This is a genomic window from Roseibium sp. (genome assembly GCF_025698965.1).
Classification (GTDB): Bacteria; Pseudomonadota; Alphaproteobacteria; order Rhizobiales; family Stappiaceae; genus Roseibium.
Map to the genome: position 1 here is coordinate 1 of NZ_JAILWL010000193.1, position 11,219 is coordinate 11,219.

General features: G+C 54.3%; 12 protein-coding genes. 10 read left to right on the forward strand and 2 right to left on the reverse strand.

From position 1 onward, the window contains the following. The coding region (locus tag K5905_RS16350) for a class I tRNA ligase family protein (protein WP_297585779.1) at positions 1-1,236 on the forward strand (1,236 nt) is incomplete at its 5' end. A 113-nt stretch (positions 1,237-1,349) separates the two neighbouring features. Next, positions 1,350-1,898 carry a DUF2155 domain-containing protein gene (locus K5905_RS16355; RefSeq protein ID WP_297585781.1) on the forward strand — a complete coding sequence of 183 codons (549 nt, stop codon included), beginning with the start codon at positions 1,350-1,352 and terminating at the stop codon, positions 1,896-1,898. A gap of 14 nt (positions 1,899-1,912) precedes the next feature. Here the strand turns inward: K5905_RS16355 and K5905_RS16360 are convergent, their stop codons facing one another. Both K5905_RS16360 and K5905_RS16365 read right to left on the reverse strand, forming a co-directional pair. Beyond that, positions 1,913-2,395, reverse strand: coding sequence for a GNAT family N-acetyltransferase (locus K5905_RS16360; RefSeq protein ID WP_297585783.1), 483 nt, complete (start codon positions 2,393-2,395; stop codon positions 1,913-1,915). A gap of 121 nt (positions 2,396-2,516) precedes the next feature. Beyond that, positions 2,517-3,185: an alpha/beta hydrolase gene (locus tag K5905_RS16365; RefSeq protein ID WP_297585785.1), complete on the reverse strand. Its 669-nt coding sequence runs from the start codon at positions 3,183-3,185 to the stop codon at positions 2,517-2,519. Positions 3,186-3,481: 296 nt separating this feature from the next. Between K5905_RS16365 and K5905_RS16370 the strand changes: the two genes are divergently transcribed. The 8 genes from K5905_RS16370 to K5905_RS16405 all read left to right on the forward strand — a co-directional run. Next, positions 3,482-4,651 (forward strand): cysteine desulfurase family protein, encoded by a 1,170-nt coding sequence (locus K5905_RS16370; RefSeq protein ID WP_297585787.1) that lies wholly within the window; start codon positions 3,482-3,484, stop codon positions 4,649-4,651. A 101-nt stretch (positions 4,652-4,752) separates the two neighbouring features. Further along, entirely contained in the window at positions 4,753-6,225 is a 1,473-nt protein-coding gene (sufB, locus tag K5905_RS16375) for a Fe-S cluster assembly protein SufB (RefSeq protein WP_297585789.1), read from the forward strand. 64 nt (positions 6,226-6,289) lie between these two features. After that, positions 6,290-7,045 (forward strand): Fe-S cluster assembly ATPase SufC, encoded by a 756-nt coding sequence (sufC, locus tag K5905_RS16380; RefSeq protein WP_297585790.1) that lies wholly within the window; start codon positions 6,290-6,292, stop codon positions 7,043-7,045. A gap of 14 nt (positions 7,046-7,059) precedes the next feature. Beyond that, positions 7,060-8,379 (forward strand): Fe-S cluster assembly protein SufD, encoded by a 1,320-nt coding sequence (gene sufD, locus K5905_RS16385; RefSeq protein ID WP_297585791.1) that lies wholly within the window; start codon positions 7,060-7,062, stop codon positions 8,377-8,379. Between the two features lie 151 nt (positions 8,380-8,530). Beyond that, a complete protein-coding gene (locus K5905_RS16390; protein ID WP_297585792.1) occupies positions 8,531-9,787 on the forward strand; it encodes a cysteine desulfurase in 1,257 nt (418 codons plus the stop codon). Between the two features lie 13 nt (positions 9,788-9,800). Further along, positions 9,801-10,196: an SUF system Fe-S cluster assembly protein gene (locus K5905_RS16395; protein WP_297585793.1), complete on the forward strand. Its 396-nt coding sequence runs from the start codon at positions 9,801-9,803 to the stop codon at positions 10,194-10,196. Positions 10,197-10,268: 72 nt separating this feature from the next. Then, a complete protein-coding gene (gene sufA / locus K5905_RS16400; RefSeq protein WP_297585794.1) occupies positions 10,269-10,646 on the forward strand; it encodes a Fe-S cluster assembly scaffold SufA in 378 nt (125 codons plus the stop codon). 39 nt (positions 10,647-10,685) lie between these two features. Then, positions 10,686-11,219, forward strand: a 534-nt coding sequence (locus tag K5905_RS16405; RefSeq protein WP_297585795.1) for a TenA family protein, incomplete at its 3' end; no start/stop codon positions are given.

An 11,219-nucleotide genomic window follows, 5' to 3' on the forward strand; every position in this document is an offset into this window, starting at 1 on the left:
GAACTTGAACGCTACTATAAGACAGATGTTCTGATCACAGGTTTCGACATCATCTTCTTCTGGGTTGCCCGTATGATGATGCAGGGCATCCATTTCATGGATGAAGTGCCGTTCCACACCGTCTATATCAACTCGATCGTTGTCGACAAGAACGGGAAGAAAATGTCGAAATCGCTCGGCAATGTTCTCGACCCGCTTGAACTGATCGACACTTATGGAGCTGACGCCACTCGTTTCGCGCTGGCCAGCCAGGAAGTCCAGTCCCGCCGGACGCTGCGGATGTCCGATCAGGCTGCGGAAGGCGGTCAACGTTTTGCGACGAAACTCTGGAATGCATCCCGTTTCGCTGAAATGAATGGCTGCGCACGGGTTGAAGGGTTTGATCCGTCAACGGCACAGCACACGCTGAACCGTTGGATTGCGACGGAAATGGGTCGCTGCATCACCGAAGTCACAGAGGCACTGGACGACTACCGGTTCAACGACGCCGCCAGTGCGGTCTACCGGTTTACCTGGAACTCATTCTGCGACTGGTATCTGGAACTCGCCAAGCCGATCTTCAACGGGGATGACGAAGCCGCGAAGTCGGAAACCCGGGCAACGACCGCTTGGGCAATTGACGAGATTCTGAAGGTTCTGCACCCGTTTATGCCGTTCCTGACAGAAGAGTTGTGGGAGCGTCTTGGCGACGAAGGTGTAAAGGCTGAAAACCTTCTCATGCTGACGTCCTGGCCTGCAGCATGCGTTTCTGATGATGCCGCAGCCAATGAGATCAACTGGCTTGTGACATTCATCTCCGAAATCCGGTCGGTTCGGGCAGAAATGAACGTACCTGCAGGCGCAAAGGTTGAAGTTGTTGTCACAGGTGCGAACGAGCAGACAAAAGCTCGTTTGAAAACCCATGAATCTGCCATTCTGCGACTTGCCCGTGCCGAGAAGATCGATCTTGCCGACAGTGCTCCTTCCGGGTCCGCGCAGATCATTGTGGGCGAGGCAACGGTCTGCCTTCCACTGGCAGGCGTCATTGACCTGGGCGCGGAAAAAGCACGCCTGGAAAAGGAAATCGGCAAACTCGAAGGCGAAATCTCAAAGATCGAGAAAAAGCTCGCCAATCCAAAATTTGTCGAGAAAGCTCCGCAAGATGTTGTCGAAGGGGAGCGGGAAAAGGTGTCCGAATCAAAGGGTAAACTTGAAAAGGTTCAGGTCGCACGGCAACGTCTGGCGGAAATCGGTTAATCCTGCACAATTCGGCTCGGGTAAGATGATTGTCTTTTCCGGGCCGCAATTCGGTGCTAGCGCCTCTGCATTGAAGTTAAGTAAGCTTGGCAACAGAGATTCTTTTTAAACAGATGGCTGACTTGTCCGATATCATGAAAGCAGCGAAGCGCGTTTTGGCAGGATTGGGGGTCGTTTCAGCGACTGCAATCGGTGTCTGTGGATCAGCTCAGGCTGAAAAGATCGAAAACCCGGTTGCTGTTTTTTCCGGCCTCGACAAGATCACCGGCCGGATCATTTCCTTTGACGTCTATATTGGCGAGACCGTTCAATTTGGCGCCTTGCAGGTTACGCCACAGGTCTGCCACACGCGGCCGCAAACGGAATCGCCACTGACAACCGGATTTGTTCAAGTGGATGAAATCACGCTGAACAACGAAGTCAGGCGGATTTTTTCCGGCTGGATGTATGCGGCAAGTCCCGGACTGCACGCAGTTGAGCATCCGGTTTACGATATCTGGTTGACCAACTGCAAACTGGCTTCAACTGTCCCGCCACCTGAGGACTACGCAGGTCCGCCGATACAGGGAGCCGTTGCAGAAGGGGAAGATCCCCTTGCCGGACCGGATGACGGCATTGACGGTGGGCCAGGTGTGCCGCGGAAGAAACCCTTTCAGGGCTAACAACAGTATGTTTCTTACCGGATAGTGCGCACCGGATAACCTGACCGCCGGATTTCAAATCCTGTTTTGCTTTGTTGAAAGCCTGCACGTTGGTAAAACGTGTGGGCTTTTTGATTTCGTGAACCTGACATAAGCATGACCTTGTAACACCCGTTGTCCCAGGCGCGTTGAATAGCCGCAGCAATCAACTGCTGACCGATGCCCTGTCCTCGGTGTTCTGAGCGGGTGACAACATTTTCAATCAGGGCATAGGGCGCGCAGCCCTGCGTGAGGTTGGGGACAATGACCAGCGTGAGTGTCGCAACAAGCTTGGCTTCGATAGATGCCACCAGGATTGTCATTCCAGAATGGTCAAGGATCTTTTTGAAGGTTGCTTTCTGGACGGTTTCTGCGGCAGGAAAGTCGTTCGAACCCAGGTGCGCATAGAGTTCTGTCAGATCGGAAAGATCACCCTCTATCGCCGGTCTGATTTTAGGAACTTCCTGTCGAGCGGTCACTTGAGTTTCCTGAGGAGGGGAGGAGCAAAGAAAGAAGACGCAGCCGTTGGCCCGACATGCAGCTTGTCGCATAGGCAAAGCTTGAAAAAAAAGCCCGCCGTGTTGGCGGGCTTTGTGTTCGTCAGTCGACGTCGATGTAATCCTCAGGCGACAGACCTAGCCGGCCATCAACATAAGTTCCGCACCGGTCCAGCAAATCATCCATGTCATTTTCAAAGAAGTGATTGGCGCCCGGAATGGTCTCGTGGTCGATGACGATGCCTTTTTGCGTTTTCAGCTTGTCGACCAGTGTCTGAACGTCTTTCTGCGGAACGACCTTGTCGTTGTCGCCGTGAATGATCAGGCCGGAGGACGGGCAGGGGGCAAGGAACGAGAAATCGTGCAGGTTTGCCGGTGGTGCTACCGAAATGAAGCCTTCGACTTCCGGCCGGCGCATCAGCAATTGCATTCCGATCCATGCACCAAACGAGAAGCCGCCGATCCAGCAGGCGCGGGCATCTGGATGCACGGTCTGCACCCAGTCAAGCGCTGCTGCCGCATCGGACAATTCACCCTGGCCGTGATCGAACGCGCCTTGTGAGCGGCCGACACCACGGAAGTTGAACCGAAGAACCGCAAATCCGCGCCGCGCGAACATGTAGTACATCTGATAAACAATCTGATTGTTCATCGTGCCGCCAAATTGCGGATGCAAATGCAAAACCAATGCGATGGGGGCGTTGCGTTTTTTTGCGGGGTGGAACCGGCCTTCCAGCCGGCCCGCGGGACCGTTAAAGATCACCTCAGGCATGAAGCGCTATGTCCTTGTCATATTGTCGCGCCAGGAATCTGGGCGCGGGAAATAGAGTTCTGAATACGTGGTTTCCCGTAAGTCTAAACTTGACTCTTTGCCTCCAAGTTTTTAGAACCCTGTTTAGAATTATTCGAAAGTTCGCATCGTCCCCCGAAGGCAGACAACACTCGGTTCGACCGGTTGGGGGTGTTATCGTCATCACAGCGGAAAATTTCAAGTTTTTCGAACATGTGCTTGGCATTTCAGCAAATTTTCGACCCTAACTCAACGCTGTTCAAGTCTCTCGAGGTGTCATGCCGCGTCGCTCGGACCCAATCTATCTTGATCACAACGCCGGCGCTCCGCTGCGTCCAGGCGTTCGCGAGTCGATGATAGAGGTTCTGAATGACACGGGAAATGCGTCTTCGGTGCATACTCATGGTAGAAGAGCGCGTGGACGGATTGAAGAGGCTCGGGACAAGGTCGCTCGACTGTGTGGTGTCAGGACAAGAGCGGTTACTTTTGTCTCCGGCGGTACTGAAGCCAACATGACTGCGCTGTCTCCTGCCTGGCAGGATCAAGGCGCACCGGTATATCTGGACAAGCTGTTCCGAAGTGCGGTCGAACATCCTTCAGTTGTCACCGGCGGACGGTTTGCCGTTAAGGATCAGGTGGTTATTCCGGTTGATGTAGATGGTCGCGTCAATCTTGATGCACTGAGGGATCTCGTCAGGGACGCGGATCCAAGCCTGATTTCCGTTATGGCGGCAAACAATGAAACAGGTGTAATTCAGCCTTTGGCCGAAATTGGAGCCGTTGCCAAAGAATATGGGCACTTTTTCCATGTCGATGCCGTTCAGGCTGCCGGCCGGATGAAAATTGATCCGGAAACCTGGAACGCGGACATAATGACGTTGTCTGCTCACAAATTCGGTGGTCCGCAGGGGATCGGAGCAGTTGTTGTGCGCTCAACGGCGCGGGTCCCGTCTCCCTTGATGGTTGGCGGTGGCCAGGAAAACTGGCGCCGGGGTGGTACTGAAAACGTGGCGGCGGTTGCCGGATTTGGTGTTGCGGCAGAAACAGCTCTTGAAGAATTGCAGGATGTGGGCCATCTGGCTGATTTGAGGGCGATGCTTGAGAGAGAACTGCGGTCCATTTGTCCGTCAACCGTGATTTTTGGCGAAACAGCCGACCGTTTGGCAAATACATGCTGCTTTGCCGTACCCGGCATTTCGGCCGAGACGGCACTGATCGCTTTTGATCTGGAGCGCGTATCGATTTCATCGGGGTCTGCATGTTCATCCGGCAAGGTGTCGGTGTCACATGTTCTGACCGCGATGGGAGTTGATGAGACACTTGCACGTTGCGCATTGCGGATCAGCATGGGCTGGGATACGTCGGCGGCAGACATAGAGCGGTTTTTGGAGGTTTGGCCAAAAATAGTCGATCGCCTCAATCCGGATGCACGCCACGAGGCCGCATAGACAGGAATTCGGCGAAACTTCGCCAATGAATAGGCAGGACGGGAGCCGTTCTGCAATGACTAATAGGTGCGGAGACGGGCTCCGCTGAATGGAGGCAAAATATGCCAGCTGTACAGGAAACCATCGATAAGGTGAAAGCCATCGATGTCGACCAGTATAAATACGGCTTTGTGACGGACATCGAGTCGGAAAAGGGTGCAAAAGGCCTTTCCGAGGAGACTGTCCGGTTTCTTTCCGCCAAGAAGAGCGAACCGGAATGGATGACCGAGTGGCGCCTGGACGCCTTGCGCCGGTTCCAGCAGATGGAAGAACCGACCTGGGCCCGTGTCAGTTATCCGAAGATCGATTTCGACGACCTTTACTACTGGGCGGCCCCGAAATCCGTCGAAGGCCCAAAAAGCCTCGATGAGGTAGACCCGGAACTCCTGGAGACATATGCCAAGCTCGGCATTCCGCTGGCGGAACAGGAGATCCTGGCGGGTGTTGAACCCAAGAACAGGGTTGCGGTCGATGCTGTCTTTGATTCCGTATCCGTTGTCACAACCTTCAAGGAAGAGCTGAAAAAGGCTGGCGTCATTTTCTGTTCTATCTCTGAAGCGCTCCGCGAATATCCGGATCTGGTGAAGAAGTATCTCGGTTCGGTCGTTCCCGTCACCGACAACTTCTATGCAACGCTGAACTCGGCGGTCTTTTCGGACGGTTCGTTTGTCTATGTACCCGAGGGCGTTCGCTGCCCCATGGAACTGTCGACCTATTTCCGTATAAACGAGCAGAATACCGGCCAGTTCGAACGCACGCTGATCATTGCTGACAAGGGCTCTTACGTGTCCTATCTGGAAGGATGCACGGCACCGCAGCGCGATGAAAATCAGCTCCATGCGGCCGTGGTTGAACTTGTCGCGCTGGAAGATGCCGAAATAAAATACTCCACCGTTCAGAACTGGTTCCCCGGCGACAAGGACGGCAAAGGCGGCATCTATAACTTCGTAACCAAACGAGGCGATTGCCGCGGCAAGAATTCCAAGATCTCCTGGACACAGGTTGAAACGGGGTCCGCGATCACCTGGAAGTATCCATCCTGCATTCTGCGCGGTGAAAATTCTCGCGGCGAGTTCTATTCGATAGCCGTCTCCAACGGCCATCAGCAGATCGACAGCGGTACAAAGATGATCCACCTGGGCAAGAACACGTCCAGCCGCGTGATCTCCAAGGGTATTTCAGCCGGTAAGTCGGAAAACACGTATCGCGGGTTGATTTCCGCCCACCGCAAGGCATCCAACGCCAGAAATTTCACCCAGTGTGACTCGCTTCTGATTGGTCAGGACTGTGGTGCTCACACGGTGCCTTACATCGAAAGCAAGAACGCGTCTGCGCAGTTCGAGCACGAGGCGACCACCTCGAAGATCTCGGACGACCAGATGTTCTACTGCCTGCAGCGCGGCTTGTCCGAGGAAGAGGCCGTGGCACTGATCGTCAACGGTTTTGTAAAGGATGTCATCCAGCAGCTGCCGATGGAATTTGCCGTCGAGGCTCAGAAACTGATTTCGATCAGCCTGGAAGGATCCGTAGGCTAAGGCCTGCTTACAGATGAATGTGATTGGGCTGAAAAAGCCTGCTGATTTACAAGGAAAAATCTCAATGCTTGAGATCAAAAACCTGCACGCGCGTATCGCGGAAGACGAAACTGAAATCCTGAACGGCATCAACCTGACCGTCAATCCGGGCGAAGTGCATGCCATCATGGGGCCGAACGGATCCGGAAAGTCCACACTGTCCTACATTCTGGCTGGCAAGGACGACTATGAGGTGACAGAGGGGGAGATCCTCTTCAACGGTGAGAACATGCTGGAGATGGAGCCGGACGAGCGCGCAGCTGCGGGCATGTTCCTGGCTTTCCAGTACCCGATAGAAATCCCGGGTGTCGCGACCATGGAATTTTTGAAAACGGCAATGAATGCACAGCGCAAGGCGCGCGGCGAGGACCCGCTCTCCATTCCGGACTTCATGAAGCGCGTCAAGGCGGCCGCATCGCACCTGAACGTATCCATGGATATGCTGAAGCGTCCGCTGAATGTCGGCTTTTCCGGCGGTGAAAAGAAGCGTGCGGAGATCCTGCAGATGTCTCTGCTCGAACCGAAGCTCTGCGTTCTTGATGAAACCGATTCCGGTCTCGACATCGATGCATTGCGCATTGTGTCAGAAGGCGTCAATAAGCTGCGGTCGCCCGAGCGGGCCATGGTCGTGATCACACACTACCAGCGTCTTCTTGACCACATCGTACCGGACGTCGTTCATGTTCTTTCCAAAGGCAGGATCGTCAAAACCGGCGACAAGGATCTGGCGCTTGAGCTGGAGAAAAACGGTTATGCCGACTATGTCGACACGGCGGCCTGAGGGAGCAACGGGACATGAATGTTAGTGTACCCATCAACTACACCCAGGCAGAAAGCGATCTGATTGACCGCTTTGAGCAAAGGAAGGCAGATCTTCCTGGATCGGTTGCCGTTGCAGCGCTGCGTGAAGCGGCTATCCGTCAGCTTCGCGAAAAGGGGCTGCCGCACCGCCGTGTTGAAGAATACAAGTATTCCGACTTGCGGGCGTTTTTAAAATCCGCCGCTCCGTTGGCCGAAAAAGCAAAGCTGGAAGACCTGGAAAGCATTTTGAGCAATCAGAATGTCTTTGGTGACCTGGACCGGTACCGGATTGTGATTGCCAATGGCGCCTTTGTTGCCGGGCTTTCCGATGTCGAGGACCTGGCGAAGGAAGGCGTGACCGTCAGCAGTCTGCAAGACGCTCTCGCTGGTGAAACCGGAGCACAGCTTCTGACGATGCCCAAGACAGGTCAGGATGACGGCATCGTCGCGTTGAACACGGCGTTTGTGCAGGGCGGTGCGGTGATCGTGGTCAGGGAAGGGGCTGATCTATCAAAGCCCGTTGAACTGATTCAAGTCGCTACGTCTTCTGGATCTCAAGCTGTCAGAAACAGCATTTCGGTCGGCAAGGGAGCGAAGCTGCGCCTTCTGGAGACCTTTGTGGGCGATACCGGGGACGGAGAGCTCAACACCGTATTCGACTACACCATTGAAGATGGCGCGGCTCTGGCCACCACAAGGTTGATTACGGGCAAAGTGAGCACGGCTCGCTTGTTCACATCGATCGCGACAGTTGGTGCGGAAGCTGAGTTCAAGTCTCTCGGTTTCATTGCCGGTTCCCGCTTTGCCCGGAACCAGCAATTCGTCAACTTCACCGGCGAGAACTCCGAAGCCAAGATCTATGGTGTGACGATGGCCGGGGGGGAGGATCTGGCGGATCAGACCTTGATCGTCGATCATGCGGTTCCTCACTGCAACAGCCGCGAGTTCTTCAAGACAGTACTCGACGGCCGGTCCAAGGGTGTTTACCAGGGGCGCATCAATGTCGCGCCGCATGCACAGAAGACTGATGGTGAGATGATGACCCAGGCTCTGCTTCTGTCCGAAGAAGCGGAAATGGCCAACAAGCCTGAACTGGAAATCTTTGCCGACGATGTCATCTGTGCTCATGGTGCGACCAGCGGGCAGATTGACGAAGATCTTCTGTTTTACCTGCGCGCGCGCGGAATTCCCGAGGACGAAGCCAGGACGTTGCTGGTTCTTGCCTTCCTGTCCGAAGCGATTGAAGAATATGACGAGGAAGATGTGACCGAGGGTCTGGAAGAACGCGTGCGCGATTGGCTTGCCGGACACTGAGTAAGCTCTTGCCATAAGTCATTGTGGCAACAGACCGGACAGTCCATACCGCTGCTCATTTAAAACGGGCGCGCGAATGCTGAAGCGCAAAGCGGAGCCGACTGGACCACAGGATGACGGCAGTGCCGCGTAAAACAGGGAGTAGCGCCGGATGACGGTCGCGACTGCAGAAGAGACAAGACAGACGGATGCTTATGACGTAGAGGCGATCCGCAAGGATTTTCCGATCCTGTCGCGGGAAGTCTATGGCAAACCGCTCGTCTACCTCGACAATGGGGCATCCGCCCAAAAACCACAGGCGGTGATAGACGCGGTGACCAAGGCCTATTCCCATGAATATGCCAACGTTCATCGCGGCTTGCATTACCTTTCGAATACAGCGACGGACAATTATGAAGCCGCGCGCGAGAAGGTACGCCGTTTTTTGAATGCCAAGTCCGTTGACGAAGTGGTTTTCACAAAATCGACGACAGAAGCAATCAATCTGGTTTCCTATGGTCTCGGTCCCGACTATTTCGGCGAGGGCGACGAAATCGTTCTCTCGATCATGGAACACCATTCCAACATCGTGCCTTGGCATTTCCACCGGGAGCGCAGTGGCGCGAAACTGAAATGGGTCTATGTCAGGGAAAACGGCTCGTTTGACCTGGACGCATTCGTGGACACCTTGAGTGATCGAACGAAACTTGTCGCAATCACGCAAATGTCCAACGTTCTGGGCACAGTTGTCCCGATCAAGGAAATCTGCCGGATTGCACACGAACGGGGAATTCCGGTTCTCGTGGATGGAAGTCAGGCGGCCGTGCACATGCCTGTCGATGTTCAGGATCTGGATTGCGACTACTACGTCTTTACGGGTCACAAGGTCTATGGACCGTCCGGTATCGGTGTTCTCTGGGGCAAGCCTGAACGTTTGAATGCGCTGCGCCCCTTTAATGGTGGTGGCGAGATGATCCTGGATGTGACCGAAGATGTGGTCACCTACAACGATCCTCCGCATCGGTTTGAAGCGGGAACACCGCCAATTGTGCAGGCCATCGGTCTTGGTGCTGCGCTTGACTACATGGACAGCCTCGGACGGGAAAACATCGCCCGCCACGAAGCCGACCTGAGGGAATACGCGCATCAAAAACTGAAAGAGATCAATTCTCTTCGGATCTTCGGTGAAGCGCCGGGCAAAGGCGCAATAATCTCCTTTGAGATCGAGGGAGCCCACGCACATGACGTCTCGACCATCATCGATCGGGCCGGCGTCGCTGTAAGGGCCGGGACACATTGTGCACAGCCGCTCTTGGCAAGATACGGTGTGACCTCTACATGTCGGGCAAGTTTCGGGCTATATAACACGCGTGAAGAAGTTGACGCGTTGTACGAAGCTCTTTTGAAAGCGCAAAGCTTTTTCGGCTAAGGACGGATCCAGTATGGAAAACGCTACCACAATTGACACCAACGCGGCCGGTGAAGAACTGCAGGCTGAAGTGACTGCGCAAAGTGCTATTCCCGCTGATGAACTCGACCGGCTGACAACCGACATCGTCGGCGCGCTGAAGTCGGTCTACGACCCTGAGATACCATGCGATATCTATGAGTTGGGGCTGATATACAAGGTTGATATCGAAGACGACCGCTCGATCAATATCGATATGACCCTGACAGCTCCTGGGTGCCCGGTGGCAGGTGAAATGCCCGGATGGGTGGAAGATGCCGTTTCCGCGGTCGCAGGTGTTGGGCCAGTGAACGTTGACATGGTGTTTGATCCCCCCTGGACGCCCGATCGCATGTCTGATGAAGCCAAGGTTGCGCTGAACTGGTATTGAGTTGGCAACCTATATTCCGATAAGCTGAATCCCCATATCAGGTTTAAGACAAACGGAGCAAATGAGGAAAACATGGCTTCTGCCGGAAAATTTCAGGTCTTGACCCTGACTGACGTGGCTGCAGAACGCGTTCGGGATCTTGTTGAAGATTCCGACAAGGACGCGATCGGCCTGCGTGTCGGCATCAAAAAGGGTGGCTGCGCCGGCATGGAATACACCATGGATCTGGTTGAAGAGATCAAGGCCGGAGATGATGTAGTCGAAGACAAGGGGGCAAAAATCTTTGTCGATCCCTCGGCTGTTCTCTTTTTGCTTGGAACGGAAATGGACTTTGAAGTTACCAAGTTCAGGTCAGGATTTGTGTTCAAGAACCCCAATGAGGTGTCGGCTTGTGGATGTGGTGAATCTGTTTCCCTTCAAGCTGCCGACTTGAGCACGTTCGCGCGCTAACCTCACATTCTTCGACAAATACACCCTTAGAGGACATTCATGAAGCTGTTTGAACGGTTGAAGGCTGATGCCGCGCCGCAATGGATCGACTACACCCAACACGAGTTTGTCCGACAACTTGGGGATGCCTCTTTACCGCTTGAAAGCTTCAAACACTATCTGGTTCAGGACTATCTGTTCCTTGTCCAGTTTGCCCGAGCCTATGCGCTTGGCGTTTACAAAAGCCCGTCGATTTCGGATATGCGTCAGTCTCTTGAAGGGGTGAAGGCAATTCTGGATGTTGAGTTGGATCTTCATCTGGAATTGTGCGGTAGATGGGGAATGTCACCCAAGGAGATTGAAAGCGCGCCGGAAGATACACCGACAATGGCTTACACCCGGTTTGTGCTGGATGCCGGTATGGCGGGCGATCTTCTTGACCTGCAGGCAGCCTTGGCGCCCTGCATCATCGGGTACGCTGAAATCGGAACCAGATTAGTCCGTGAAGGGTGCGATCGTGAGGATAATCCCTACTGCCGCTGGATTCAGGAATTTGCCGGAGTCGGCTATCAGGAGCTAGCAAGCGGATTCGCG

What these genes read in the sequence shown, in the direction of transcription:
- K5905_RS16355 (WP_297585781.1), top strand. Translation starts at nt 1,350, where the DNA reads ATGGCTGACTTGTCCGATATCATGAAAGCAGCGAAGCGCGTTTTGGCA.
- K5905_RS16365 (WP_297585785.1), bottom strand. Translation starts at nt 3,185, where the DNA reads ATGCCTGAGGTGATCTTTAACGGTCCCGCGGGCCGGCTGGAAGGCCGG.
- K5905_RS16370 (WP_297585787.1), top strand. Translation starts at nt 3,482, where the DNA reads ATGCCGCGTCGCTCGGACCCAATCTATCTTGATCACAACGCCGGCGCT.
- sufB (WP_297585789.1), top strand. Translation starts at nt 4,753, where the DNA reads ATGCCAGCTGTACAGGAAACCATCGATAAGGTGAAAGCCATCGATGTC.
- sufC (WP_297585790.1), top strand. Translation starts at nt 6,290, where the DNA reads ATGCTTGAGATCAAAAACCTGCACGCGCGTATCGCGGAAGACGAAACT.
- sufD (WP_297585791.1), top strand. Translation starts at nt 7,060, where the DNA reads ATGAATGTTAGTGTACCCATCAACTACACCCAGGCAGAAAGCGATCTG.
- K5905_RS16390 (WP_297585792.1), top strand. Translation starts at nt 8,531, where the DNA reads ATGACGGTCGCGACTGCAGAAGAGACAAGACAGACGGATGCTTATGAC.
- K5905_RS16395 (WP_297585793.1), top strand. Translation starts at nt 9,801, where the DNA reads ATGGAAAACGCTACCACAATTGACACCAACGCGGCCGGTGAAGAACTG.
- sufA (WP_297585794.1), top strand. Translation starts at nt 10,269, where the DNA reads ATGGCTTCTGCCGGAAAATTTCAGGTCTTGACCCTGACTGACGTGGCT.